A 25,523-nucleotide genomic window follows, 5' to 3' on the forward strand; every position below is an offset into this window, starting at 1 on the left:
TTGGAACTATTTTGAAAACCTTACAAAAACAAGCTAGTCTTAGTGTTGTCGTACTTAGTGCATTACTGGCATTTTCAAGTACAGCACAGGCTTCTGCCATCGAACAATTTAAGAATTTTGTCGTCAATACCAAAACTGCCAAAGGCGAATTTTTGCAGGTGCAAATGAAAATGGTGAATGGCACTGCGAAAGCTGGTAAGTCTTCATCAGGCACGTTCAAGTTTGCGCGCCCCGGAAAATTCATCTGGACTTATATCAAACCTTATGACCAAGTCTTGCAAGCTGATGGCGATAAGCTGTACTTGTATGATAAAGACTTAAATCAAGTCACGATCAAGACTTTAGGAAATGCCATCGCCTCTAGCCCTGCCGCGATCTTATTCGGTAGCGTTGATCTGGATAAAAATTTCATCATGAAAGACGTCGGAGTCAAGCAAGGCGTTGAGTGGTTAGAAGCGATTCCGAAAACCAAGGACAGCCAGTTCGATACGATAGGCATAGGCATGAAAGACGGTGTGCCTGTCGGGATGGAGCTGCGCGATAGCTTTGGACAATTGTCTTTGGTGACGCTTAAAAATTTCGAGAAAAATCCCACTTTCGCTGTTGATCAATTTAAGTTTGTGGTTCCTCAAGGTGCCGATGTGTTGCGCCCATGATGTCGACACAAGCTGCATTGCATCAACCGCTGGCAGAGCGTTTACGTCCTCAAAGCCTGGCTGAGGTTATTGGTCAACAACACTTGTTAGGTGAAGGTAAGCCCTTACGTGTCGCCTTTGAATCGGGTGAGCCGCATTCTATGTTGTTATGGGGACCACCTGGAGTTGGTAAAACGACCTTAGCGCGTTTGATGGCCTTGGCTTTCAAGGCTGAATTTATCGCATTGTCTGCGGTTTTGTCGGGGGTAAAAGATATTCGCGATGCCGTCGAACGCGCAGAATATGTACGTGCTACTTCTCAACGTCGCACCATACTTTTTGTCGATGAAGTTCATCGTTTCAATAAGAGTCAGCAAGACGCCTTCTTACCGCATGTAGAAAGTGGTTTATTCACCTTCATCGGTGCTACCACAGAAAATCCTTCGTTCGAGGTCAATAGTGCTTTGCTGTCGCGTGCTGCCGTATATGTGCTGAAGTCGTTGACCGATGATGATTTGACTTTAATGTTGGATAAAGCCTGCGCACAGGAATTGGGCGGTCTGCAATTGACTGCAGAAGCAAAACAGAGTTTGGTGGCAAGTGCAGATGGCGACGGTAGAAAATTGCTGAATAATCTGGACATCACTGCACGCGCAGCACAGGTTAAAGGCTTAAAGGAAGTCGATAGCGCGTTGATCGCCGAATGCTTAGGAGATGCGTTACGTCGCTTTGATAAAGGCGGCGATGCATTTTATGATCAGATTTCTGCATTGCATAAATCGGTTCGGGGCTCGAACCCCGATGCTTCTTTGTACTGGCTAGTGCGTATGTTAGATGGTGGTACGGATCCTCGCTATCTGGCACGTCGTATTATTCGCATGGCGAGTGAAGACATCGGTCTGGCGGACCCGCGCGCTTTACGCATTTGTCTGGATGCTGCCGAAACCTATGAGCGACTTGGTTCTCCTGAAGGTGAACTGGCCTTGGCTGAGGCGGTTGTTTATCTGGCCTGCGCCGCCAAATCGAATGCGATTTATATGGCGTACAAACAAGCGCGTGCTTTTGTGGCAAAAGACAAATCACGCGTCGTACCTGAGCATTTGCGTAATGCGCCAACGAAGTTGATGAAAGAACTTGGGTACGGGAAATTGTATCGTTACGCTCATGACGAACCAAACGCCTATGCTGCAGGTGAAACCTATATGCCAGAAGGCTTGGAAAATATACGTTGGTATGAACCCGTGCCGCGCGGTATGGAAATCAAGATTGCAGAGAAACTCGCGTATTTGCGTCGGCTAGATGCCGATACGGAATGACCTTGCATTGTGCCCCTGAGCCCCTGAATTCCTGTGTCACGAGAAAAAAATTGTCGCTGGCGATCTAAAAAAAATGGTGGGACGCTATGATTGGCGCGTAAGCTTAGTATTTAGTACCAGGTTGGTACGATAGAACTCCCAACTCGCTAACCAATCTGGAATCATGAACACGGGCAAAGGTCTTGGAATAAAATAGTCCAATGCAGCAGCGTAGTTTTATTTTGAAGAAAAATCCAGCCAGTTAAGTCCTCCATGCTTTCGGCGATAGTCCTCGTCTGTATCGCTTCGCCACACCAAGACTTTCATTAAATGCCGCACATCGTGCCGCATTTGACGCATGACAAAGCTTTCGCGCCTGCGCCGACTAGATGCCAATAAACTTCTCCAAATCGTCCCAGTTGATGGGCTTGATGAGCATGCCTATGCATTGAGGTGATGCACAGTTAGTAGAGTTTGAATAGGATGCAAGACCCGAAAATTTTCGCTTTTCATAAAAATAATAGCCCCGGAAGATTGCCGATCCACCAGAGACTGTACAACTTCAATGTCATTCATGTTCGGCATATTGATGCCTAGTAAAAGCAATTTTGCTCGCTTGCGTTCGATACTTAAAATTCCAATGCAGTTGAACTGTTTTCACAAAGTTTGATATGCATAAACCCGAGCTCGGAAGGCAGATAGCGAATGATTTTTAACATAAGTGCATCATCATCGAGGGGCCAGAATTCTGATCGCATGTTTATCAACCACGCTATTTCTCCGTTGCTATGCTGTCGTCACTGAATTTTTCCAATGCAGGTTCATCAGAATGGAATGATTGCAGCTGCTAGGCCTAATAGCATACCCATGCTCACCATATCCGTTGCGGTCGTTAAAAAGATCGTGGAGGCTGTGACGGGATCTGCACCCAAACGCTTTAACATCATAGGAACGGCCGCACCACAAACACCACTGACCAGACAACTGCCCATCATCGCGAGGAATACCACTGCAGCAAGCGAAAATGCTGTCGATAGATTTTGCAGGCGTGCCAAGATATACATACCGAGCCCTGCGAGTAAGCCAACTAAGGCGCCATTGAGTAATCCAAGAATTGCTTCCTTTCGTAACAAGATCATTTGATGTCCGTCTCCGAGATCACCGAGAGTCATACCGCGTAAAGTAATCGCTAAAGCCTGGCTGCCGGTATTCCCTGATTGGCCAGCTAAGATTGGCAAAAATATGGTGAGTATCAGTAAGTGATCGATGGTATGTTGAAAAAGGCCGACGACTGCACCGGCCGCAAAGGCTGTGAATAGATTTATTTGTAGCCATGGGTGACGCAATTTCAGACTGCGTAGTAAGCTCGTATTTAGGCGTTCCTCTCGCTCCACACCGACCATCGTCCCTGGCTGTAGACTCAATTCAATTGAGCGCTTTTGTTCAGCGACTACCGTGTCAAACAGGAGCTGGAGTTCCATTCCTTGCACCTGTAGTAAATCACGACTCGTTTCAAGCTCTAACACTTTATGTTGTAGTACTTGCTCATGCAATTTAGATTCGCGATGTAAGAGTCTAACTTCAATTAAATTATGAACGCGCGCCAATACCTCAGCTTTATCAAAGGGGGTACTGATAAAGTCTTTGGCACCGACCTGTAATGACCTTAATTTGTAGTCAGGCTGAGAGGTAATCACAATAACCGGCAGATAGTCATCAATTGAGAATACCTCTAATTGTTGCATTACCGCGAAACCGTCCATAGGTTCCATCTCGATGTCTAATAAAATCAAATCAAACTGATGCAAGCTATGTAGTGCAAATACTTCGCATGGATCAGTGGTGGACATAATCGATGTGTAATTTGCGTTCGTCAAAATACGTTGTAAGACTTGTACATTTAATTTTAAGTCATCCACAATTAATATCTTTGCTTGCAGAATCTTCATATTGTTGTTCATTTCAGTCTTTCTTGGCCACGCGGCGCTTGATTTCAATTTTTGATCGAGATTGACGTTTGACTATGTGCAATGAGGTAATTTAATAATCCCGTAAAAAAATCTCCACTTTGGCGAGTTCTTTTTTTAGCGAAAGTAGTAGGACTTCTTGTTCCTGGACTGTTGTTGATTTGGATTTCGCACCGTTTTCAATCGCCTCACAAATATCTCCGAGTTCAAGTGCTCCTATAGAACGTGACGATGATTTCAGTTTATGTGCCACAGCAGCTGTATCTTTGCCAAATTCTTTCTGGGCTTTGCTATACAGCTCAGACCCTAGCGTGTCTGCACTAAACCGGAAGTCTTGCAAGAATTCAAGAATTACAGCTTCATCGTTTCCAATCAGGTTTCTTAGAACGTCAACATTGATAACGCCGTGTCTAGGCTGAATCTTGTACTCCTTGTCGTGCAAGTCGAGAGTAATTGGTGCGGAAATAATGACGGGACGCCATTTCTCGAGCATGGCTTTTAGGTTTTGCAACTGCACAGGTTTACTTAAGAAGTCATCCATCCCGATCGCCATACATCGCTCAGATTCACCTTTCAATGCGTTGGCAGTAAATGCAATGATGGGAATATGGACTGTTCCAGATTCTTCTGCACGTATTGCTAAAGTGAGTTCATAGCCATCCATCTTGGGCATATGTAAATCCGCAAAAATTATGCCGTAGTCACCGCTACGCCAACGTTGTAGTGCGTCTTCACCGTTAGAGGAAATATCTGCGGTTTGGCCTAGTAGCATTAGCTGTTGCAAGATCACTTTTTGGTTGATTTCATTGTCTTCTGCCACCAAGATCAAACTACCTTTTAGACGAGCCTCTTCGCGACTCAATTGTTTTGGCGCTGCCTGCATTTGTTGAAAAGCAGACTCACGCACATCGCAGGAACCTCGATTGGCTGCAATTGCTACCGCATTGAGGAACACTTTCGCGGTCAGAATATTGGCATCCACGATGACTAAATCATGGTTTTCAGGCCTTGGGCGGCGGCGTCTTCCCCGTCCTATGAGAAGAAAGTGGACAGGTAGTTGCGGGTAGTTGCTGGCGAATAGGCGTAGTTGCTGAAGCTCGTTGTACCCATTTACCGTATTGTCAGATTTGGTATTGTCTGACTCATCTAGATCTGCCATATCGATTACGATCACTTTTAAATTCGATGAGGAATTCGCAATCCAATCGCGCGCAGCCGCGATCGTTTTTTCGCGTTGAACAATGACTTTATAAAAGCGTAAATAGTCGCTCAAATCATCTGCAAAACGATCAAGATCGCTCAGCATCAGGCATTCAAGATTTTCCAAATTTGCTAGTAGGTGATGCCATTCATTGCTGGTCTTCAAACGTGTGAGACTTGAGTCGTCTAATCTCTCCGCTAGGGTAAAGGGGATGAGTACTGAAAATTTGGAACCAAGATCGATTTTACTGTCGACGGCGATTGCGCCATGCATTAATTCAACTAATTGACTGGTGATTGCCAGACCTAATCCTGTACCACCAAATCGTCTGGTCGTGGAGGTATCTGCTTGAATAAAAGCACTAAATAATTTGTCTTTGGTTTTGCTATCAATGCCGATGCCATTGTCACTGATTTGAAAGGAAATATTGACCTTGTCTGCGGCACTCTCCGCTAATAATGCGCGTACTGAGACTTTGCCTATACGAGGTAAGTCGGCAGAAAACTTGATCGCATTGTTGGCTAAATTGATGATGATCTGGCGCAAGCGTCCAGGGTCGCCGATGACAAAGGCGGGTATGAGCGGGTCAATGTATAAAGTGAGTTCGACGTTTTTCTTGAACGCAAGATGTCCCATGTTCTCGCAGACACTTTCAATGACGTCGACAATCGACAAAGGGATCGCTTCAACCTCTAATTTATTGGCTTCGATTTTTGAAAAATCTAGAATGTCATTGATGACAGCCAACAGGGCATAGGCTGACTCATGAATGATATTGGTCATCTCTAATTGTGCCTGATTTAGATTGCTTTGCTGAAGTACATCAATCATGCCAATCACACCGTTCATCGGCGTACGAATTTCATGGCTCATCGTTGCCAGAAATTCGGATTTTGAAAAATTCGCTCTGTCAGCGATATTCCGCGCCTTTTCTAGTTCGACATTTTTCTCTTGTAGTACCGCTGCTAGACGTTTTCCTTCCGTCACATCACGTGCTACTGCAACCACGCCTTTCAGTTTTCCATCAACATCGTAGTAAGTGCTGGCATTGTAGGAAACCACCGTCTCGACATCATTTTTTGCATGTGCTGTTAACTCAAAATTCTTTACTACTTTTTCTATTAGTACTTTTTGAATGCCGACTTCGGCGCGCAAGGGATCAGTAAAATAATTTTTAAACGAGGAACCAATAAGTTCTTGTTTTTCATACCCCGTCAGCAATTCCATTTGATGATTTACGTCGGTAATCTGACCTTGGATATTCGTCGTAATCATCGCGTCAATGTTGGTTTCGATCAGAGAGCGTGTATAAAACTGTAGATCTTTCAAGTGTTGATCGAGCACACGCTGTTCTTCTTCAAGCCGAGTACGGACAGATATGTTGCGTATGATGCCAGTGAAGAAACGTTCACCGCCTAATGACATCTCGTTGATTTCAATTTCAATCGGAAACTCGCTGCCATCGCGACGGTGTGCTTGATAGGTTTTTTCTATGCTCGGCAGGTCGTAACCCAGGGCGTTAATCTGTGTAAAAGTAGGAAATCCCGGCACAATCTCGCCTATCGATAGTTGATTTAAATCTGCCTCGCTTCGATCAAATAATTTCAACATCGCTGGATTGACCGTATGTATTTTTCCATCTGCCAGCCGCACAGTCACAATGCCATCCGCGACCGTGTTTAAAATGGTTTGCATGAGCATAGTGTCGTCAAGATTTTTTTGGTGTGCTGCGTACTCTTGTGTGACATCTCGAAAGACCAATACCGCGCCAACGACATCATTCTCTTTGCTGCGGATAGGTGCGCAACTATCCGCGATGGCATATTCAGTTCCATCTCGTGCAATTAATACGGTATGGTTTGCCAGACCTTGCACGGTGCCAGCATCGAGAGTTTCACGCACGGGAATATCGGCTGGTTCTCGCGTGGTTTGATTGATGATGTGAAATACTTCCGCTATCGGGCGACCTTTTGCTTCTAAGAAGTTCCAGCCGGTGAGTTTTTCGGCGACCGGATTGAGGAGAGTAATGCAAGTCTGATCGTCAGTCGCGATCACAGCATCGCCAATCGAATTAAGTGTGATACTTAGTTTCTCTTCGCTGATTCGCAGGTTGAAATTACTTTCGCTTAACGCCTGGTTGTTTAAGCGTTGTTGTTCGAGCATGCGTAGTGTTTCAAGGTGAAATCTATTTTGTTCGCGTTGCTTCCACTCTTTGTAGGCGATGTAGGTAAATAGCATGACGAAGCACGCGACGAATCCACTAGCACCAAGGATGATCGTAAACAGTCTTCGCATTGCAGTCTGAAAGGAAAACTCTTCTTGTCTCAATACCTCATTCTGACCTTTTACGAAATTCGCAATTTCTATGCGTATTCTGTCCATCAAGCGTTTGCCGCGACCGACACTCACTCCCAAGATTGCTGATGCAGTGTTGCCATTTCTGCGTAAAGTGATCAATCGATCCAGTTCGGCCATTTTTTCTGTGATCAAAGGCTCTAAATTATTCAGACTGACGTTGCCTGATTTGCTCAGGTTATTCTTGCGCAAAATTTGAAAGGAGGTGATGACGACCGGAAGTACAGCGTTATAGGGTTCTAAGAATTTTTCGTCGCCAGTCAGGAGAAAGCCTCGTTGCCCGGTCTCTGCATCACGCAATTGCGATAACAAATCTTCTGCAGAATTAATAGTATTGGTAGTCCGTTCACGCGAAATATTCAGTGCTTCAATATGGTGAAAGGTGCTTAGAGATAGGCCAATTCCAGTCGATACCAAAATCATGGGTATGAGGAGCCATATCAGCAGCTGTTTTTTCATCTCTTCTCCTTGGGTTTTTTTGGGGGACCGATATGTCGTCATTCTTACTCGCGCCCGAATGCTGAAACGGCCGTGATAATTTGGTTCCAATGACTAACCAGGGGCAGAAGTACTTTGAAAATTTTCGTGAATGTGCGTCGCACATCTCACAGGCCAAATTCTTACTTTGGTAAATCTATACTATGTTTGTGGACTTAATCTGTGCGTTTCAACACACAGAAGTGAGGACGTGTGATCAGATTGGTGTGTGTTGTAACGAACTGAAAACGATGTATTAACACGCTATTTTGTGGTGTTAGAAAAACGTGAAACAGTCCACAAAGAGAAATTGAATGGTAGTACGTTGATGTATGGCTTAGGTATTGCCCACGTATTGCCGACGTATGGCCGACGTATGGCCTATGTATTGCTTACGTTTTGCGTATCTGTTCGATTCACCACAAATCATCTTCACCCGGAGCACAAGTCATGAATACACGTCAAGCAATCACTGTAGAGTTAATGGAACTTTTGCAATCGCAGCCAGTCACGAAAAGAGCATTGCAGTCTTCAATTACGAATGCCAACTTTAGCGATATTGAATCCTTAGAGCACTACTTCGATTTTCTCGATATGGTCGTTACTTTGATTCCTTCGGCGCGTAATTTGAATCCCGTCGTGAGCAAATTTTATTTTTTGGTAGATAAGTCACTAGACGATACTTTGAGGGTAGATGAGGGATTTCAGGAGTGGGTCAGAAAATTCGCGCGTGACTGGGGGAAATTTCTCGACACAAAAGAGTCTGCAGCCAATTTGCATAGTTTCTATTCAGACCCAAGTTACCACATGAGTGACTATATTCCAGGGCCTAGTGGTTGGCTTAGTTTTAATCAATTTTTTGCCAGACAAATTAAACCCGGCAAACGTCCGATTGAAGGACTGTGTGATCACGAGTCGATTGTTTCTCCTGCCGATAGTGTATTTCAGGGAGCTTGGCCTATCGAAGAAAAATCGACCATCATCATTAAAGACTTGTCTTTGTCGATCTCTCAGCTACTTGCGGGAAGTTCATTTCAAGACCGGTTTCGAGGTGGATTGTTTACGCATAGTTTTTTGGACGTGAATGATTATCATCGGTTTCATTTGCCAATTGGTGGCGTGGTGAAAGAGATTCGCAAGATACCCGGCCACGCAATGATGGATGTGATACGGCAAGCTGATGGGTCGCTCGGCATTGTTGATGGCGTCGGCTATCAATTCACGCAGGATCGCGGCTTGATCGTGATTGAAACTGGCATTGGCATGGTTGCTGTTCTGCCGATAGGAATGGCGCAGGTCTCTTCCGTGAACTTGACTCCGGACTTGGGAGAGTGCCTGATCAAGGGTGAAGAATTTGGGTATTTTTCGTTTGGTGGCTCAGACATTATCACCTTGTTTGAAGCCGATAGGGTGGAGCTAACGGCCACCATCGGACGTCACTATAAGCAGGGACAGCAGATTGGTCATGTAAAAAAAACGTATCGTGATGATCTTATTGAACTTGCTTAGATACAAATCAAGCTGAGGGAGATCCGGTGCTGCAATGCAATTTGGTTTCGGTTCCTCCTTAGGTCACAACTTGCTCTCTCTGCTTAAGGGTAAAACCAAAGTTCAGGTCGGCTGAGCGGCATAGAATTGGGGTTGAGTAGTGGATTTCTTAATTTGATGACAGTTCGCTGTTTAAAATTCGCCCGCTCAATCGATGCCTTATTGTGCTTGAGGAACAAACGTTCAAAAATCCCGTTGGCGACGATTTTTTCAAATCCTTTTTGAATATCTTCCGCCAATTTTGGCCTTTTGGGTGTCACGAAGAAATAGCATGCGGTTTGGTAGTGGAGGATAAAACTTTGTTCGACTTCTATTTTGTGTTCGCTGTGATTCTCCACATCACTCCAAATTTCGAATACCGAGCGTGGAAAATAATCAAAGCGTCCCCCAGCAAGCATAGAAAATAAGGGATCGTAGGCATTTGAAGTCAATACCGGTAATTGATTGGATTTTAAAATTTCTATATCAGGCCAATCAATTCCTTGGCCTGCGGTATAGGGTTTTAGATCTTCAGCCTTTTTAATCTCAGAAAATTTTTTTCTGTTTTTTTCAGTGATTAAATTGATACGCCAGCCAATCAATCCTTTGTCTAATGGGATGCGAATGGGGATCAATTGTTTTTCACGGGCATCGGTCGTCATGCTCCACATGATATCGATACTCCCATCAGGTTTCGTCATCTCATAAATTGAGCGACCCTGCAACATGCGCCCCTTGCTGTCGACAATTTCGTAGGAACGTGGCGCATGCGCAATGATTTGTCGAAGTAGCTCGCGAACATAACGTTCGTTGGGATCCACTTTCAAATCGAGGCGAGGAATCACAATTTGTAGCGATTCTTCGGCATGGATAGAAAATCCAGTGGATAAAGTCAAAACGATGCTTATGCCAAGAAATAATCTCAGCCGATTCCAGTGATACATGTTCTCCTCCTTGTGCCATTTAATAGCATCAAATTCTTTGATTTTGAGGATGAGTATAGACTTTATTAGGTAATCTAAAGCGCAGAATTCTTGAAAGAATGTGTCCTGGAAAGTGTCTTAGTGCGTGTCGCGGAACTTATTGCAGATTCACAATGCTGTTGAAATACAGCATTTCATAGCAACAGATTAGCTTGAGCAAGATCAGCCGATTTTTGTGGGGTTGATGGCAGATCCATGTAGGGACATGGATCTGTGTTGCCAATTAAAAAACAATACGGATCTAGAATTTAGTTGCATTTAGTGCGCATAAAAACGACCAAAACGATTATCCAAAAAATCACTTAAATTCGCTTGTTCCTGTCTTACCAGACCTGAACGTGGCAATTTTCCGTGCATGAGCATGTCAACCATGGCACAAATTCCGGCTGCTGTCGTTAATTGAATCGCTGAAAGCAATTGACCATTCACCTCTTGCGCATAAATTTTCTTCGCATAGGATTCTTGCTCCAGGCGCCCAGCCCGCATCCCAATCACGCTGACAAAGACCAACACCACATCTTGCTTTGTCATCGGAATGGAGGTCTCTAAGACATCCTTGAGTATAGGGCGGCGCTCAAGTTTTCCAAGTTCTAAATCACGGATCAACATTTTGACGATGTCGCGATGCCCAGGATAACGTACCGTTTTGTAGTTCAGGTTTTGTACTTTGCCGAGTAAAGATTCACACAGCGTGCCGAGGCCCCCGGAAGTATTGAAGGCTTCGTAATCAATACCATCTAATGAAAAATGTTCGATTTCTTCCAACGCAGATGTTTCGCGTAAGTGGCCATCGACAATTGCTTCGCAAGGATTGCAATATTCATTGATCAAACCGTCGGTGCTCCAAGTCAGATTGTATTTCAAGGCGTTGTTAGGAAAGGTCGGCAGTGCACCAACACGCATGTTCACATCGCGTAATGAATCGAATTTTTTCGCGACATCATTTGCAACGATAGAAATAAAGCCCGGTGCTAGTCCGCATTGTGGAACGAATGCCGTTTGTGCATTTTGTGCCAATTGTTTAACGATCTTGGTACTTTCAACATCTTCGGTTAAATCAAAGTAGTGGGAGTTCGCCGCTTTCGCGGCACTGGCGATAACTGGCGTTAGAAAGTAAGGGCAGGCGGATAAAGTCACCTGATGGCCTTGAATTAACGCGCTCACCGCTTCGAGATTACTGAGATCTGCATGCACGGTTTTGACATTCGGGAAATTCTCTTGCGCGACATATAGCAAACGCTCAGCATCACGGTCAGCGACCGTAATTTCATAGTCTCCTGTATGGGAAAGTAAATTTAAAATCGCATCGCCAATTTTTCCAGCGCCCAACAGTATGAGTTTCGTCGTCATGATCAGTCCCCTTAAAAAATAGTAAGAAATAATTGAATATTTCAAATCTTGTGTTTCAATAACGACAGTATAGATGCAAAAAATGTCAGATAATAGAGGCTAATCTATCGTCATATTGATCATAGGTAATACATATTGACGAAAATTCCGAGTAAAGTGAGTGTATGAAACCCATTCTTGATGAAATTGACAATAAAATTCTGGCCCTATTAATGGATAACGCAAGGATGCCGGTGACCACTATTGCGAAGTCGGTCGGAATAGCGCGAACTACCGTTATTGCCAGAATTAACGCCTTAGAAAAACGTAAAGTGATAGCAGGATATGGTTTGAAATTGAACCACACCATGTATCAACCTGCTGTCAGAGCTTATGTGGGCTTGTCAATTGAGGCTCGATCAGTCAGCCACCTGATCAAGGTTTTGCAGCAACTGCCGGAGGTGGAAAGTTTGTGTGCAGTGAGTGGTGCTATCGACTATATGCTGACTTTACGTTGCGCCAGCACTGAAGTTTTAGACAAATTATTGGATCAGATTGGTAGTTTGGAGGGGGTCAGACAAACGTCGACGTCTATTATTCTCAGTAAGCGGATAGATCGATCATCAATTTGATAGTTCGACTGAGTAGGCGAAAAAAAACCTGCTGAGAGCAGGTTTTTTTTGCATAGGAATCAGCATGTCTCCCATGAATGGGGTATGCCCCGACTTAAGCGTTGTCTTGCGACTTATTCGGTGTTTTCTTGTCGTCGTTATTGTTTTTCTTGGACGTAGTCGGTTCAGTAAATTTCTGTGAAGTTTGCTGCAGAATTTGCAAATGAACAGAGGCTTTATCCATGCCGCTGCGATCAATTTGTAAGGAATTTTGACTACCTTGATTCTCTGGCGGGCAATTTTCCTGGCAAGTTGGTGGCGTATTCGTTTGTGTCGGTACTACGACAAATTCTTGGCTATAGGCGAAGCCAGCGAAGGCGAGCAATCCAATACCGAGTGAAAATTGTTTCGTATTCATGATAAGCAAACTCCAAATGAATGGCGACGAAGCGAGAAGTGTAAATCAAATTGTGGCTGATGCGTCAAACTATTTGTAATAGATTTGTATCAACGTATTCGATTTTTTATGTAAATAATTGCAATGCATTTCTGTGTGACGAAGTAAATGTAACGCTAATTCATTCTGACTGCCAGCCACATGCGATGAAACGCTAAATTTGGTGCATGAATGATCAAAAAGATAAATTAGAAGGCATTTATGCAAAGTTGCGTCATTTCCGTGGCGATTTTCTCATCTTTTTACCGTAGGCATATTACGTTAAGCGCTCGATAATCCATTCATGCCAGACACGTGGCAATTCAAGCCGTGAAAATGTAATTTTGTCGGAAACTGGAAACAGCTTACGCTAGCCTGATATACATTGAGCGTGTTTCTACCGTACTAATTTGAGGATACAAAATGAAAGATTCGACTAAACAATACTTTTACTCTGTCGTGCGTCAGGCTTGGCAAGAGTTTCGTGCGATCGGCGAGAAGCTTGGAAAAAAATTAATGCGCACGCCTTTGCCACGAGTACTGATGTTGTGTATAGGCTTAGCCTTAGTGATTACGCTGATACCTTTAGCGATCAGTTTGTTTGTGATCTTTATGCTGGTGAAATTATTTTTGCTGATGGTAATGATGGGGGGGCGGGCTCAGCGAAATCAGAATGCGGAACAATCGTTTAAACAACAGCAATGGTCACACAAAGAAGCGGAAGATGCGCAATACGTTCGCGTAGAACAAATTACATATCGCCGTGACGAACGCTAGTCACCAGATTTATTTTTGATGAAACTAAATAAGCAAAAAAAACGCCGCGAAAAAATTGCGGCGTTTTTGTATCGACAATAATGTTGGGATTAGTCTGAATTAGTTTCTATCGTTTGCTATTGATTGTAGTTAGATGGCCGAGGAATCGGATAAATGAGCTTTTGTCGGCCATCAATGTAACGCACAGTTTCACCGTCAAAAAACGCATCTTCTTCTAGCATGATGCGTATGCTTTTCTTCCACTCTGGGATCATGCTGCTGGCATTGAGCTCTATCGAGTAAGCGGTGTTCTTTCGCAGTGTCTGATCACCTGTGCCAAGCACCGAAGCTTGGTTATCCCACATGCCAATCGCCGGACCGGCTGCATGTCCGTGGTAGCCAATCGGATGTGAATAAATGCTGGCTAGTATATTTTCCGTCTTAGCTTGTGCTAGTGCACCGGCTAAGATTTGATTTCCAGTTTTACCCTCTTTGAATTGCATCGTTAAAATATCTTGGAGGCGATTTGCTTTCACAAATGCTTGCTGGATCGCAGCAGGGACGCTGGTTTCGCCAGGTTTTAAAATATAGGCGTGTTGTTGAATATCGGTATTTAAACGAAGGTAAGTAATTCCTATATCGACGTGAATCAAATCACCCGGCTGTATCACGTCGGCCTTAGGTTTGATCGCGAAGCTACGTTCACTGCCCTCAGTTTTAGGGTCGACTCGTTGAATGTCTACGGTAGGGTGGAACCAGGTGTCATACCCTAGATCACGAATTTTTTGTCTGAACCACCACACCACATCTTCACTCGTTGTGATGCCAGGTGTAATGACCTGCTCCGAAAAGCCTTCCTCGATGATTTTATGTGTGGCATTGATGAGTTGTGGATAAAACTGCATTTCTCGTGCCGTGCGGGTTTCTAACCAGCGAATGGCCAGTGGCTCTGCCGATACCACGCGAGAGGTGAAATTGGCTGGTAACTTCTGCAATAATTCCTGATATTCGGTGTGATCTAGCCCGTCCGCATGGGCGAAATGTTGCGAGGTATTGACGCCAATCTTTTGCGGATTTCTTTGCTTAACGATGTCAACTAATGCATCCCATTGTTCTGGAAATTTCTGCGTATCCCATGCGGCCTTGATATTGCTGCCGAAGTCATAGCGCGCAACTGCCAGACGTTCAACTGTCTTTGTTTGTGGATTGCGGTAAAACACTAAAATGGTGCGACGGCGGGCATTTAGCCATTCTGCAGGTAACATGGTTTTTAATACGGGATCTTCATTGTATTCGCGAGAGATCACGATCCACATGTCAATGCCGGTTTGTTCCATCATGCCGGGTAGTAAATTAGTAAAGCGATCTGCCAGATTTTCATCGATGACACGGGCTTGTTCACGTACCGACAAAATTTGCGCTTGCGCGGGCGTTGCATGCATATACGCAAAAAAGCTTGCCAGACTCAGTGCTATTAGTGTTTTTTTCATACTGTCTCCGCTTTCAATGTTGAGGAGCTTGGACAAGTACAGAGTGCAGAAGTTCGTTCTTTACTCTGTTTGAATTCAAACTAGTCATTTTCAAGCGTCACTGAGTGCGATTTTGGAGGCTTCTTCCGGTGTCAAACCATCATAGAATTGGTCGGTTAAGAATTCGATTTCTTCCTCGATAAATTCTTGTGCTTGGGCTTGCGTTGCGCCGCCTTTTACTAAGTATCCTTCAACTTCTATGCACCAGTTGATGACTGCCATAGTTTCTTCATCGAGTTCTTCATTTTTCTTAGCCATGATTTTTTCCTTGGTTGTTGGTGGGATTGATAGCGGATGTAGAGGAAGCGGTTATTATTCTGATTATTCCTTATTTACCGACTGGCGTGTATAAATCCATGAATTTTTCTTACCGGCTCTTGAATGTATTTGCCGAATCAACTTTCGGTGGTAATCCTCTGTGCGTTTTTGAAGATGCGCGTGGTATTAGCGATGCGCACATGCAAGCGATTGCACTGCAATTTAATTTATCCGAAACGGTATTTATTTTGCCATCAGAAACAGCGACTGCAAGAATGCGTATTTTTACCACGGGCTACGAAATGCCTTTTGCTGGTCATCCAACTTTGGGAACTGCGCATGTGGTTCGTAGTTTACTCAAGACGGGTGATGCCTTGAGCTTGGAATGCAAAGCCGGTATCGTGAATGTCGAGGCACAAGGGAATGTCTGGACGCTGACCGCGCCGACCCAAGGCGCTCCGTCCATTTTGCCTTGCGCACTTGCAGCCTCTGAGTTGGCTGCGATGTTGGGATTACGGCCCAGCGATTTATTGTCTGAACCACTGTGGGTGAATACGGGTACTGATCAACTCTTAGTGCCTTTACGCACTGTAGAAGCGTTACAGCGAGCACAGCCTGATAGCGCACGTTTAGCCGAGTGGCCGCAAAGCAGCTTGGGCAGAAAGACCGCTTATTTGTTTGCGTGGGATCAAGAAGAAAATGTAGCTCAAACGCCGACGCAGCGCCTAAAAGTGAGTGCGCGTTACTTCTTTACGAAGCAAGGTGGCGGTGTTGCCGAAGATCCTGGTACCGGTTCGGCCTGCGCCAATTTGGGTGGCTGGTGGATCGCACAGCAGCGTCAATTGCCAGTCAGTATTGAGGTGACTCAGGGCGAGCAAGTACAAAGAGCGAGCCGACTATTGTTAGATGTGAATCAAGCAGGGCACATACAAGTCGGCGGGCGGGTACTAGAACTTGGGCATGGAGTGTTAAACTTGGGATAATTTTATATGCCATATTTTGGTCTTTCCAATACGCCTAATATCGTTAATAGTCCTTTAAATCAAAAAAACAAGATTTCAAGTCATGACAGAAAAAAAACCTATGTTGTCGGTTGATCAGGCATTGCAAACTTTGTTGCAGGCCGTGCGTCCTTTGCAAGAAATTGAAGAAGTCCGGACCATTGCAGCCAATGGCCGCGTACTGGCTCAAGCACAGATATCACAGTTACACGTGCCACCCATGGATAACACGCAAATGGATGGTTATGCGGTGCGGGCTGCTGATTGCACTAGTGGCTCGTCGCGTTTGCCGGTGTTGCAGCGGATCCCAGCCGGTGTGGTTGGTACGACTTTAGCCGCGGGAAGCGCAGCGCGAATTTTCACCGGTGCTTTTATTCCCGGCGGTGCTGATGCCGTGGTAATGCAAGAGCAATGTGTGACCGAAACCATAGACGGTCAGACTTTTGTCACCATACAACATACACCACAGAGCGGCGAATGGATACGCCGTCAAGGCGAAGATATACAGGCCGGTGCACAGATACTGCCTGCTGGTACACGCTTGCGCGCACAGGAATTGGGTTTGGCCGCTTCGGTTGGATTGGCAATTTTGCCTGTGCTGAAACCTTTGCGCGTTGCGGTGTTTTTTACAGGTGACGAATTAACGATGCCTGGTGAAGATTTAAAACCGGGTGCAATCTATAACTCGAATCGATTTCTCCTCACAGGTCTGTTAGAAAACCTCGGATGCCAGGTTTCTGATTACGGCATCATTCCAGACAATCTGGCAGCAACCCGAGCCACCTTGCGTGAAGCATCGCAGAAGCATGATTTGATTATTACTTCGGGTGGCGTTTCGGTTGGCGAAGAAGATCATATCCGTCCAGCGGTGGAAGCCGAAGGTCAACTCAATATGTGGCAAATTGCGGTTAAGCCAGGTAAGCCTTTGGCGTTTGGCGAAGTGCGGCGTGCAGCAAACCTTGATGTACAAGATGGTGCGACACACAACAGTGCATTCTTTCTTGGCTTACCCGGCAATCCAGTGTCGAGTTTTGTTACTTTCTTATTGTTTGTGCGGCCTTTTATTTTGCGTATGCAAGGCGTGCAAGATGTCACGCCAACTAGCTATCAGATGCGGGCAGATTTTGCGTTAGGTAAGGCAGATAGACGTAATGAATTTTTGCGTGCGAAGATTAATGGACAAGGTGGCTTGGATGTTTTTCCGAATCAGAGTTCGGGTGTGCTTACATCAACGGTATGGGGAGATGGACTCATTGATTTGCCAGCAGGAAAAACCATAGTTGAAGGTGATTTGGTGAAATTTATTCCCTTTAGTGAATTGCTTTATTAAACCGTGTAGGTCGATCAGTTAAAAAATTCTAAGAACGGCAATGAAGACGAAAGCGAAAATGAAAATACAGATAAAATTTTTTGCCAGTGTGCGTGAAAAACTGGGCAGCTCAGGTGAGCTCTTGGAGTTGGACGACAATACGCAAACTGCGCAACAAGTGCGTGAATTATTGATGGCGCGCGGCGAAGTTTGGGCTGAGGTCCTTGCACCAACACGCGCACTGCGCATGGCCTATAACCAACAAATGGTGATTGGTGAAGTGCAATTGCAAGATGGCGGCGAGCTGGCATTTTTTCCACCAGTAACCGGTGGTTAGGACACTGTATGAAAATATCTGTGCAGAACCAAGATTTTGATGTCAGTACTGAGTTGGCACAAATGCGCGCAGCGAATCCGGCGATTGGCGCAGTGGTTAATTTTGTTGGACTGGTACGTGACCGTAACGATGGTCAGGATATACACACAATGGAATTAGAACACTATCCGGGTATGACGGAAAAGTCATTGCAGATGATTGCAGAGCAAGCGTCTCAACGCTGGAATCTGATCGATGCCATGATTATTCATCGCGTCGGTTTGTTGCAGCCGCTCGATCAGATCGTCATGGTGGCCGCCGCTAGCGCCCATCGTGGGGAAGCATTTGCGGCTTGTGAATTCATGATGGATTATCTCAAGACCGAAGCACCGTTTTGGAAAAAAGAAAGTACCGCAGAGGGCGAGCGTTGGGTTGATGCACGAGAATCTGATAGTCAAGCAGTAAGTAAATGGGGAAGTCTGCTGAGCGTTGCAGCGGTCACTCCCGTCGCTCAGGAGTAAGCCGCGATGAATGCTTATTCAGCATTAGCAGTCGGTTTGGGCGCAGCATGTGGGGCCTGGCTACGGTGGTTGTTGGGAATCTGGTTGAATGCTGTTCACCTTAGCTTACCACTAGGAACTTTGTTGGCGAATTTGGGAGGCGCATATACGATTGGCATCTGCGTCGGATTTTTTTCTGCTCATCCACAACTATCGCCGGAATGGCGCCTGTTTGTCGTTACTGGTTTCTTGGGTGGTTTAACCACTTTCTCGACTTTTTCCGCCGAAGCGATGAATTTGCTGCAAAAAGGCGATTGGGCTTGGGCGCTTGGCCATAGCGCATTGCACTTGTTCGGCTCTATACTCTGTTGTTTTGCTGGCTATGCAAGTTGGCGTTTTCTGCAATCACTTTGATTTCTTTATTATTCACCTTCACCATAAAAATAATATGTCAGAAAATACTTTGATGTTTCCTCCGATTGAACCATATCGCCAAGGTATGCTAGAAGTCGATGCTTTGCACACCTTGTATTGGGAAGAGAGCGGTAATCCAGACGGTCAAGCTGTCTTGTTTTTGCATGGTGGTCCAGGTGGAGGCACCTCACCTACGCATCGACGTTTTTTTGATCCTGCCCATTATCGTATCGTCTTGTTCGATCAACGTGGTGCGGGCAAGTCCACACCCTTAGGCGAATACAGAAACAATACGACGGCTTTGTTGATCGAAGACATAGAAAGAATCCGTGAGATGCTTAACATCGAGCAATGGCTGGTGTTTGGTGGCTCATGGGGGTCAACTTTGGCGTTGGCGTATGGTGAAGAACATCCTGTACGTTGTCTCGGTTTTGTGTTGCGTGGCATTTTCTTGTGTACCAAAACGGAAGTCGATTGGTTCGTGAATGGGATGAATCATTTTTATCCTGAAGTGCATCAACGCTTTGCAGAAGCGGTTCCGCATTCAGAGCGAGGGAATTTACTGCAAGCGTATGTGAAACGCTTATTTTGTGATGAGCCAGTGATCTATAAAGAGGCGGCACGTAACTGGAGTCGTTACGAAGGTTCTTGTTTGTTTCTAGAGCCGCAGGCTCAGGCGATTGAAGATTTTGAATCGGATGAAGTAAGTCTGGGAATCGGTCGCTTGGAAGCGCACTATATGCTGAACGGTGCGTTCATGGATGAAGATCAATTGATCAAGAACGTTCATAAAATTCGCCATTTACCAGCAGTCATTGTGCAAGGTCGTTACGATGTGATTTGTCCACCAGTTTCCGCTTATCGATTACATCAGGCTTGGCCAAGTACTAAATTGCATTTCGTTGGCGACGCAGGGCATGCAGCGATGGAACCAGGAATCGCCAAAGAACTCGTACGCGCCACTGAGCAATTTAAGCTGTATGGTAAGTTTATATAGGCTTTATTGATAGGAGAATGCTGCCGCGGAATTTGCACCGAATTTGTGCTAATGCCGCATACTCATTACAATGCGCAGCTGTTGATTCTTTTCATACCGAAATGAATGCTAATTACACAAAGAGAAATCATGACTCCATCAAATAAATCCCGTAATGCCCGTCAACGTAAAAAATTGCATGTAGGTGAATTCCAAGAATTTGGTTTTGAATACAAAGCTGAGCTAACAAAAGAATTGAATTCAGACGAAGAAGCGAATCTGATTCATGCCTTGTTGGAAGAATTGATCGAAGTTCGCGATCTGGCTTTGAGTGGCTGGTTGACGTCAGGCTTTATTTGTAAATTCGGTCCGGGTTCGACCACAGACGCGGATCGTGAAGCTTTGAAAGCATGGTTGACGGCGCGCCCTGAATTCAAGGATGTACAAGTTGGAGCTTTGAAAGATGCTTGGTATTCACCGATGGATACCGAGTTTGCTGAGTAATTGTGTTGATTAATTTGTTGATTAAGATTGCGGGCTAAACCTGTAGTCAAAGGTAGTTGTTAAAAAAGCGGATTCACTTTGAATCCGCTTTTTTTTATGCTTCAATTTTATTTCGTATTTTCTGCACTTTCCGTGCTGATTGTGGCTATCCACGCAACAAACTCTTCATCCAAACTCGTTCCCCATAGACGGATCAAGGCTTGATAGCGCGGATAATCGCCAGCTCGTGTAAACACCAGCATTTGTTCAATCTGCTCGCGATGACGTTCTAACATAAAACGTACTGCCAGATAGCCCCAGCTATAGATGCGTGTACTATCATTATTTTTCTCATAGCCCGTATCGAACAGTTCGCTTAAGCGATAAGTTTTCTTTTTTGCCTGTGCAATGGCGCTAGGGTTGTTCTTCCCATGTGCCAGATATTCTGCGATACCTTCTCCCCACCAGACTAAATAGGGCGTTTGTGGTGCAGGCTTCGGGCAGTTTTCTGGCGCGGCGTGCGAGTCATGTAAGTTCGCACAAAAATCGCCATACAAATTGAAACGGCCATCCAGATAATGGATGTATTCATGTCCTAAATTGTGGACTTTACCTTGTTCGCGTTGATAGGCAACAAATTCAGCGTGATTTTCTGTTTGCGCTGGCAAACCTTCCAGATACATACCGCCATTATTCACTGGCATATTGAAATGTTTGCCTGCGTACTGCGCAAAGCTGGCTTGATCACGATAAACATTGGCGCGCAGTGAGCCATTGTTGTCATGCCTTACAGGGGGCAAGCTTATGCCTTTGCCACCCGAAAATAATTCATGAAATTCTTTCTCTAGTTCACCAAGTTGCTGGCATGCCGCTTGTTCTTGTTCTGGCGTAAGCGCCTCGGAGTGCAGTCTCAGGGTCGCACTGCAAGTGTGCTGACGACTTAGGATCAGATCCACACCTTTGAGCGAAATTGGAGCGGTGACTGGGCTTTGTGGAGCGGGCTGTGAGTTCGCGAGAGTAGGCATCAAACCGCTGCAAATCCAAGCGATGCTTAGAATAAAACCCGATGGAAAATATCTTGTTGGTTGATGCTTAGACACAAATGGAATCCTCAAAATTATGTTGCCTCGTGTTAAAGAAATTAATAAATACATCAACATTATAAATATATTTTACATATATTACGTATGTATTTTAAGAGTTTTATTGTATATTGTTAGTAAAACTGAGCATGAAAGTTGATGCGCATGATTGGCTTGACTGGCGTGATTAGGGAGTTCGCTTGGCGATGCATTTTGCATCAATGATTTGAGGAGCACAAATAAGATGATAAGTAGCATAGCAAACAGGTTTGCCAAATGGCGGCCAGCTGCTGACTGGCAAACCATTACGACCTTAGATTGCCATACGGGCGGCGAACCATTGCGGATCATTACTTCGGGATTTCCAGCGTTGGCGGGCCATAGCATTCTGGAAAAACGGCGTGATTGCCTGAACAATTATGACTACTTACGCACCGCGTTGATGTTCGAGCCGCGCGGACATGCCGATATGTATGGAGCCTTGATCACCGAGCCTGAACGTGCTGACAGCGACTTTGGCGCTTTATTTTTACATAATGAAGGTTATAGCAGCATGTGTGGGCATGCAATCATCGCCTTGACTAAGACGGCGATCGAAGCGGGCGTGGTTACAAAAATCCTGCCACAGACTAAGCTCAAGATCGATGCGCCATGTGGTCAGATTTTGGCTTATGCTGATGTCGACCAAACGGGAATACAGAAAATTTATTTTGATAATGTACCGTCTTTTGTTGCTCAGCTCGACCAGCAAATTGAGGTGGAAGGGATAGGGACAGTGACTTATACCTTGGCCTACGGTGGAGCATTCTATGCCTATGTCGATGCGCCCTCGATTGGCCTATCTCTGGCCGCAGACAATCATCGTCAGATCATTGATTTTGGTCGCCGTGTCAAACAAGCTGTGATGGAAAATGTCGCCGTATTACATCCCTTTGAAGATGATTTGAGCTTTTTGTATGGCACGATTTTTTCAGCACCCACGAACGAGGTGGGCGTGCATAGTCGGAATGTTTGTATCTTTGCGGAAGGCGAATTAGATCGCAGTCCGACCGGGAGTGGTGTCTCCGGTCAAGTCGCAATTTTGCATGCACGCGGCGAGCTCGGCATAGCCGAAGAAATCACGATAGAAAGCATTTTGGGATCGCAATTTCAAGTCTCAGTTCAACAGACTTTGCAATATGGACCCTATACCGCAGTGATTCCCCGAGTACAGGGTACCGCGCATATTACCGGCAAAAATACTTTCTATATCGACCCAACTGATCCTTTGCAACAAGGATTTATTTTGCGATGAATATCGATACAAAAGTAAAAGTGAAGGCAACAATGAACGCTGAAACCATGAACCAAATAACGAAGCATACAACGCTAGAAGCCAATTTCACACAGCGGCTACAGGACCTGCGCCGAAGCATGGAACATGCAGGACAGGATGCGGCCTTAATTTTCTCATTGGATAACCTGCGTTATTTGATGAATTACAGTGGTGAAGCAGCATATGGATTAGTGACGCAAGGCGCGATGTATTTGATCACCGACTATCGTTTCATTGAGCAGGCACAGGAAGAATGTGTTAGTGAAAAAATTCCTACGACAGTCATTTGCCGTGATCGTGATCGCCAAAATTTAGGGCAGGCGGTCGCTGAAATATTGCAAATCGAAAGAGCATCCAAGGTATGGTTTGAAGCGGAACATATCGCCGTAGCGGTGTGGAATGCGATCGCCGTTGAGAATCCCGATTGCTGGTTTACGCCTAGTGTCGCGAGCCTAGAACAACAGAGAAAAACCAAAGATCTATGGGAAATCGCGCAGATCAAAGCTGCTGCACATATCGCTGACGAAGCCCTTGCAGCCATCATGCCGCAACTACGTGTGGGCGTGAGTGAAGCCGAACTGGCCCTTGAGCTAGATTATCAAATGCAAAAAGGCGGTTCCGCGGGTGTTTCATTCGCGACGATATTAGGTTTCGGCGCACGCTCCGCTTTACCGCATTGCATCCCGTCCCGAAAAAGATTGCAAGCGGGTGATCTGGTGGTGCTGGACTTTGGTGCTGTGGTGAACGGTTATCGTTCGGATATGACCAGAAGTTTTATCGCGGGCAAATCCAGTCCTTTGCAAAAAGCCCTATTTGATACCGTCACAGCGGCGCAGCAAGCAGCGTTTGAACGCCTGCGTGCCGGAGTTGCTGCAGTCAGTGCCAACGCTGCTGCAGCGGCAGTCTTAAATGCCTCACCGTTTGCGCAATATGCTGGACCGGGCTTGGGGCATGGACTTGGTATTAAATTACACGAACAGCCTTTTATTAGTGCCGTGTGTCAAGAATATCTGCAGGAAAATTATGTGGTGACAATTGAGCCTGGGATTTATATTCCGAATTATGGCGGCGTGCGGATTGAAGACGACGTTTTGATTACCGAGCAGGGGTTTGAATTCATCACCCATGCCCCTAAGCATTTTGAACTAGAAATATAGAGTTAATATGAAAATTATCGATGCTACCCAAGTCAATCAGGCCTTAGATTTTCCGGCACTGATCAATGCCTTAGATGCTGGTTTTCGACAAGACTTCGGTATGCCGCAACGGCAGGTTTTTTCGCTCTCGGAAGATCCTTCTAATCACGATGGGTTTGCGGTGCTTCCCGCCTGGAATGAAGATGTGGTTGGTGTGAAAGCCTTCACTTATTTTCCCGATAATGGTCAGCAATCTTTGCCGACCTTATTTTCAAAAATTTTGCTATTTAGTCGTAAAGATGGAACACCCTTAGCGATGATCGATGGTACTAGTGTTACCTATTGGCGTACCGCAGCGGTGTCGGCGCTGGCAAGTCGTTATCTGGCACGCCCGGAATCTATGCGTATGCTATTACTGGGAACTGGTAATCTCGCACTACCCATCATCAAAGCGCATATATCCGAACATGCAATTTCTCATGTGGTTGTATGGGGGCGTCGTTCAGATAAAGTTCAGTCCTTATTGCAAACACTGCGTAATATGTATCCGCATATCGGTTTTAGTACGACTAGTGATGTCGGCGCAACTGCTGGCCAGGTCGATATTATCGTCAGCGCGACCGGAGCTGCTGAACCCCTATTATTTGGCAAAGACGTGGCAGCTGGATGTTATGTCGATTTGCTCGGGAATCATAGTCAGGACAGACGTGAATGTGATACGGAATTAGTTTGTAAATCATCTGTCTATGTTGATTACCGTCAGAATGTATTGAGGGAAGCAGGGGAGTTGTTGATCCCGATCAGTGAGCGTAGGTTTGCGCCTGGTGATGTGAAAGGGGATTTGGCGGAGTTGTGTCGGGTAGGAAGATCTTCTCGTCGTGATGCTGAGGAGATTACTTTGTTTAAATCTGTGGGGACCGCTTTGAGTGATTTGATTTGTGCTAAATTGGTGTTGGATAGTGTTGTTTAGTTTGGATTGTGTTGTGCATTGAAATAGTCTGTTTTTTTGATTTGGGGTCTGTAGGTCGGGGGGGGGGGCCGACAGCCAGTTAGCTTTTTTGCTTCGCCAAAAAAGGTAACCCAAAAAAGGCGACCACGCTGCCACTGGCCTTCGGCTTCCCAATTGTGCAAGACAAAAAATGGGAAAGCCTTGAAACTCGCCTACGGCTCAAACAGCAAGGCTTTCTTTATACATTTTCTGTCGTGCACAATTGGCAGTGTCAGAAGTGGAACAGCCTCAGAGCCAACAACGGCAACAGCAACAGCAACACAATCAATACCGATGGACATGCATTTTTCTTATATCAGTTGTAGGTCGTTGATTTTGCTTTTGACCTACCCCCGTTTGAGACGATGTAATTTGTGCGTCACAGAAAATGGATAAGAAAGTGTTGCTGTTTGAGCCGAAGGCGAGTTTCAACACTTTCCCATTTTTTGTGATGCACAAATTATGCTGAAGCGTAGCGTAAGCACCCCGAAGGGGCGAGTCTACGGTCGCCTTTTTTGGAGGACCTTTTTTAGCGAGGCAAAAAAGGTGCTTGGCTGTCGGGCCACACCCGACCGGAGAACGTAAAATTTTCCGTATAAGCAAATAAGCACCAACAAATAAGCACCAAAAAAACACTAAAAACC

Annotated in this window: 23 protein-coding genes; 15 read left to right on the forward strand and 8 right to left on the reverse strand. The window is 45.3% G+C overall.

Features of this window, described 5'->3' with window-relative positions; all coding sequences use genetic code 11:
• Window positions 1–11 precede the first annotated feature (11 nt).
• Complete coding sequence (gene lolA, locus ACO0KW_RS01720) at window positions 12–656, forward strand: outer membrane lipoprotein chaperone LolA (protein ID WP_423050019.1); 645 nt, start codon at window positions 12–14, stop codon at window positions 654–656.
• Window positions 653–1,951, forward strand: coding sequence for a replication-associated recombination protein A (locus tag ACO0KW_RS01725; RefSeq protein ID WP_423050021.1), 1,299 nt, complete (start codon window positions 653–655; stop codon window positions 1,949–1,951). Before lolA ends, ACO0KW_RS01725 begins: the two co-directional genes overlap by 4 nt.
• An 803-nt stretch (window positions 1,952–2,754) precedes the next feature.
• On the opposite strand, the gene ACO0KW_RS01730 is transcribed toward ACO0KW_RS01725, so the two are convergent.
• Both ACO0KW_RS01730 and ACO0KW_RS01735 read right to left on the reverse strand, forming a co-directional pair.
• Complete coding sequence (locus ACO0KW_RS01730) at window positions 2,755–3,891, reverse strand: magnesium transporter (protein ID WP_423050023.1); 1,137 nt, start codon at window positions 3,889–3,891, stop codon at window positions 2,755–2,757.
• A 79-nt stretch (window positions 3,892–3,970) separates the two neighbouring features.
• A complete protein-coding gene (locus ACO0KW_RS01735; RefSeq protein ID WP_423050025.1) occupies window positions 3,971–7,912 on the reverse strand; it encodes a PAS domain S-box protein in 3,942 nt (1,313 codons plus the stop codon).
• A gap of 468 nt (window positions 7,913–8,380) precedes the next feature.
• Here ACO0KW_RS01735 and ACO0KW_RS01740 point away from each other — a divergent pair, with 468 nt between their 5' ends.
• Entirely contained in the window at window positions 8,381–9,439 is a 1,059-nt protein-coding gene (locus ACO0KW_RS01740) for a phosphatidylserine decarboxylase (RefSeq protein WP_423050027.1), read from the forward strand.
• 83 nt (window positions 9,440–9,522) lie between these two features.
• Here the strand turns inward: ACO0KW_RS01740 and ACO0KW_RS01745 are convergent, their stop codons facing one another.
• Window positions 9,523–10,401 carry a hypothetical protein gene (locus tag ACO0KW_RS01745; RefSeq protein WP_423050029.1) on the reverse strand — a complete coding sequence of 293 codons (879 nt, stop codon included), beginning with the start codon at window positions 10,399–10,401 and terminating at the stop codon, window positions 9,523–9,525.
• Window positions 10,402–10,698: 297 nt separating this feature from the next.
• Window positions 10,699–11,790, reverse strand: coding sequence for a saccharopine dehydrogenase family protein (locus ACO0KW_RS01750; RefSeq protein ID WP_423050031.1), 1,092 nt, complete (start codon window positions 11,788–11,790; stop codon window positions 10,699–10,701).
• A gap of 164 nt (window positions 11,791–11,954) precedes the next feature.
• Here ACO0KW_RS01750 and ACO0KW_RS01755 point away from each other — a divergent pair, with 164 nt between their 5' ends.
• Complete coding sequence (locus ACO0KW_RS01755) at window positions 11,955–12,401, forward strand: Lrp/AsnC family transcriptional regulator (protein WP_423050033.1); 447 nt, start codon at window positions 11,955–11,957, stop codon at window positions 12,399–12,401.
• Window positions 12,402–12,495: 94 nt separating this feature from the next.
• On the opposite strand, the gene ACO0KW_RS01760 is transcribed toward ACO0KW_RS01755, so the two are convergent.
• Complete coding sequence (locus tag ACO0KW_RS01760) at window positions 12,496–12,798, reverse strand: hypothetical protein (protein ID WP_423050035.1); 303 nt, start codon at window positions 12,796–12,798, stop codon at window positions 12,496–12,498.
• A gap of 441 nt (window positions 12,799–13,239) precedes the next feature.
• On the opposite strand from ACO0KW_RS01760, the gene ACO0KW_RS01765 reads away from it, so the two are divergent.
• Window positions 13,240–13,593, forward strand: coding sequence for a hypothetical protein (locus tag ACO0KW_RS01765; protein ID WP_423050037.1), 354 nt, complete (start codon window positions 13,240–13,242; stop codon window positions 13,591–13,593).
• 116 nt (window positions 13,594–13,709) lie between these two features.
• On the opposite strand, the gene ACO0KW_RS01770 is transcribed toward ACO0KW_RS01765, so the two are convergent.
• Both ACO0KW_RS01770 and ACO0KW_RS01775 read right to left on the reverse strand, forming a co-directional pair.
• On the reverse strand, window positions 13,710–15,062 hold the full coding sequence (locus tag ACO0KW_RS01770) for a M24 family metallopeptidase (RefSeq protein WP_423050039.1): 1,353 nt from the start codon (window positions 15,060–15,062) through the stop codon (window positions 13,710–13,712).
• A gap of 90 nt (window positions 15,063–15,152) precedes the next feature.
• Window positions 15,153–15,359, reverse strand: a complete 207-nt coding sequence (locus tag ACO0KW_RS01775) for a hypothetical protein (protein WP_423050041.1) — start codon at window positions 15,357–15,359, stop codon at window positions 15,153–15,155.
• Window positions 15,360–15,457: 98 nt separating this feature from the next.
• Here ACO0KW_RS01775 and ACO0KW_RS01780 point away from each other — a divergent pair, with 98 nt between their 5' ends.
• From ACO0KW_RS01780 to ACO0KW_RS01810, 7 genes are all read left to right on the forward strand, one after another.
• On the forward strand, window positions 15,458–16,342 hold the full coding sequence (locus ACO0KW_RS01780; RefSeq protein ID WP_423051937.1) for a PhzF family phenazine biosynthesis protein: 885 nt from the start codon (window positions 15,458–15,460) through the stop codon (window positions 16,340–16,342).
• Window positions 16,343–16,424: 82 nt separating this feature from the next.
• Window positions 16,425–17,690 (forward strand): gephyrin-like molybdotransferase Glp, encoded by a 1,266-nt coding sequence (glp, locus tag ACO0KW_RS01785; protein WP_423050043.1) that lies wholly within the window; start codon window positions 16,425–16,427, stop codon window positions 17,688–17,690.
• Between the two features lie 58 nt (window positions 17,691–17,748).
• Window positions 17,749–18,006 (forward strand): molybdopterin converting factor subunit 1, encoded by a 258-nt coding sequence (gene moaD / locus ACO0KW_RS01790; RefSeq protein WP_423050045.1) that lies wholly within the window; start codon window positions 17,749–17,751, stop codon window positions 18,004–18,006.
• 8 nt (window positions 18,007–18,014) lie between these two features.
• Window positions 18,015–18,506, forward strand: coding sequence for a molybdopterin synthase catalytic subunit MoaE (gene moaE, locus ACO0KW_RS01795; RefSeq protein ID WP_423050047.1), 492 nt, complete (start codon window positions 18,015–18,017; stop codon window positions 18,504–18,506).
• 6 nt (window positions 18,507–18,512) lie between these two features.
• Window positions 18,513–18,899 (forward strand): fluoride efflux transporter CrcB, encoded by a 387-nt coding sequence (gene crcB, locus ACO0KW_RS01800; RefSeq protein ID WP_423050049.1) that lies wholly within the window; start codon window positions 18,513–18,515, stop codon window positions 18,897–18,899.
• Window positions 18,900–18,933: 34 nt separating this feature from the next.
• Complete coding sequence (gene pip / locus ACO0KW_RS01805; RefSeq protein WP_423050051.1) at window positions 18,934–19,896, forward strand: prolyl aminopeptidase; 963 nt, start codon at window positions 18,934–18,936, stop codon at window positions 19,894–19,896.
• A 129-nt stretch (window positions 19,897–20,025) separates the two neighbouring features.
• Window positions 20,026–20,379, forward strand: a complete 354-nt coding sequence (locus ACO0KW_RS01810; RefSeq protein WP_423050053.1) for a YggL family protein — start codon at window positions 20,026–20,028, stop codon at window positions 20,377–20,379.
• Window positions 20,380–20,486: 107 nt separating this feature from the next.
• Here the strand turns inward: ACO0KW_RS01810 and ACO0KW_RS01815 are convergent, their stop codons facing one another.
• Window positions 20,487–21,383 (reverse strand): collagenase, encoded by an 897-nt coding sequence (locus ACO0KW_RS01815; RefSeq protein WP_423050055.1) that lies wholly within the window; start codon window positions 21,381–21,383, stop codon window positions 20,487–20,489.
• Window positions 21,384–21,684: 301 nt separating this feature from the next.
• Between ACO0KW_RS01815 and ACO0KW_RS01820 the strand changes: the two genes are divergently transcribed.
• Genes ACO0KW_RS01820 through ACO0KW_RS01830 form a run of 3 tightly spaced genes read left to right on the forward strand, consistent with a single transcriptional unit; the run spans window position 21,685 to window position 24,861 of the window.
• On the forward strand, window positions 21,685–22,734 hold the full coding sequence (locus tag ACO0KW_RS01820; RefSeq protein ID WP_423050057.1) for a proline racemase family protein: 1,050 nt from the start codon (window positions 21,685–21,687) through the stop codon (window positions 22,732–22,734).
• The gene (locus ACO0KW_RS01825; protein WP_423050059.1) at window positions 22,731–23,912 is read left to right on the forward strand and encodes a M24 family metallopeptidase; all 1,182 of its coding nucleotides are present in this window, start codon (window positions 22,731–22,733) and stop codon (window positions 23,910–23,912) included. Before ACO0KW_RS01820 ends, ACO0KW_RS01825 begins: the two co-directional genes overlap by 4 nt.
• Before the next feature lie 7 nt (window positions 23,913–23,919).
• Entirely contained in the window at window positions 23,920–24,861 is a 942-nt protein-coding gene (locus ACO0KW_RS01830) for an ornithine cyclodeaminase family protein (protein WP_423050061.1), read from the forward strand.
• Window positions 24,862–25,523: the final 662 nt, after the last annotated feature.

Origin of the sequence: Undibacterium sp. Ji22W, from assembly GCF_049340305.1 — a bacterium.
GTDB lineage: Bacteria > Pseudomonadota > Gammaproteobacteria > Burkholderiales > Burkholderiaceae_D > Undibacterium.

What these genes read in the sequence shown, in the direction of transcription:
- ACO0KW_RS01725 (WP_423050021.1), top strand. Translation starts at nt 653, where the DNA reads ATGATGTCGACACAAGCTGCATTGCATCAACCGCTGGCAGAGCGTTTA.
- ACO0KW_RS01730 (WP_423050023.1), bottom strand. Translation starts at nt 3,891, where the DNA reads ATGAACAACAATATGAAGATTCTGCAAGCAAAGATATTAATTGTGGAT.
- ACO0KW_RS01735 (WP_423050025.1), bottom strand. Translation starts at nt 7,912, where the DNA reads ATGAAAAAACAGCTGCTGATATGGCTCCTCATACCCATGATTTTGGTA.
- ACO0KW_RS01740 (WP_423050027.1), top strand. Translation starts at nt 8,381, where the DNA reads ATGAATACACGTCAAGCAATCACTGTAGAGTTAATGGAACTTTTGCAA.
- ACO0KW_RS01745 (WP_423050029.1), bottom strand. Translation starts at nt 10,401, where the DNA reads ATGTATCACTGGAATCGGCTGAGATTATTTCTTGGCATAAGCATCGTT.
- ACO0KW_RS01750 (WP_423050031.1), bottom strand. Translation starts at nt 11,790, where the DNA reads ATGACGACGAAACTCATACTGTTGGGCGCTGGAAAAATTGGCGATGCG.
- ACO0KW_RS01755 (WP_423050033.1), top strand. Translation starts at nt 11,955, where the DNA reads ATGAAACCCATTCTTGATGAAATTGACAATAAAATTCTGGCCCTATTA.
- ACO0KW_RS01760 (WP_423050035.1), bottom strand. Translation starts at nt 12,798, where the DNA reads ATGAATACGAAACAATTTTCACTCGGTATTGGATTGCTCGCCTTCGCT.
- ACO0KW_RS01765 (WP_423050037.1), top strand. Translation starts at nt 13,240, where the DNA reads ATGAAAGATTCGACTAAACAATACTTTTACTCTGTCGTGCGTCAGGCT.
- ACO0KW_RS01770 (WP_423050039.1), bottom strand. Translation starts at nt 15,062, where the DNA reads ATGAAAAAAACACTAATAGCACTGAGTCTGGCAAGCTTTTTTGCGTAT.
- ACO0KW_RS01775 (WP_423050041.1), bottom strand. Translation starts at nt 15,359, where the DNA reads ATGGCTAAGAAAAATGAAGAACTCGATGAAGAAACTATGGCAGTCATC.
- ACO0KW_RS01780 (WP_423051937.1), top strand. Translation starts at nt 15,458, where the DNA reads ATGAATTTTTCTTACCGGCTCTTGAATGTATTTGCCGAATCAACTTTC.
- glp (WP_423050043.1), top strand. Translation starts at nt 16,425, where the DNA reads ATGACAGAAAAAAAACCTATGTTGTCGGTTGATCAGGCATTGCAAACT.
- moaD (WP_423050045.1), top strand. Translation starts at nt 17,749, where the DNA reads ATGAAAATACAGATAAAATTTTTTGCCAGTGTGCGTGAAAAACTGGGC.
- moaE (WP_423050047.1), top strand. Translation starts at nt 18,015, where the DNA reads ATGAAAATATCTGTGCAGAACCAAGATTTTGATGTCAGTACTGAGTTG.
- crcB (WP_423050049.1), top strand. Translation starts at nt 18,513, where the DNA reads ATGAATGCTTATTCAGCATTAGCAGTCGGTTTGGGCGCAGCATGTGGG.
- pip (WP_423050051.1), top strand. Translation starts at nt 18,934, where the DNA reads ATGTCAGAAAATACTTTGATGTTTCCTCCGATTGAACCATATCGCCAA.
- ACO0KW_RS01810 (WP_423050053.1), top strand. Translation starts at nt 20,026, where the DNA reads ATGACTCCATCAAATAAATCCCGTAATGCCCGTCAACGTAAAAAATTG.
- ACO0KW_RS01815 (WP_423050055.1), bottom strand. Translation starts at nt 21,383, where the DNA reads ATGCCTACTCTCGCGAACTCACAGCCCGCTCCACAAAGCCCAGTCACC.
- ACO0KW_RS01820 (WP_423050057.1), top strand. Translation starts at nt 21,685, where the DNA reads ATGATAAGTAGCATAGCAAACAGGTTTGCCAAATGGCGGCCAGCTGCT.
- ACO0KW_RS01825 (WP_423050059.1), top strand. Translation starts at nt 22,731, where the DNA reads ATGAATATCGATACAAAAGTAAAAGTGAAGGCAACAATGAACGCTGAA.
- ACO0KW_RS01830 (WP_423050061.1), top strand. Translation starts at nt 23,920, where the DNA reads ATGAAAATTATCGATGCTACCCAAGTCAATCAGGCCTTAGATTTTCCG.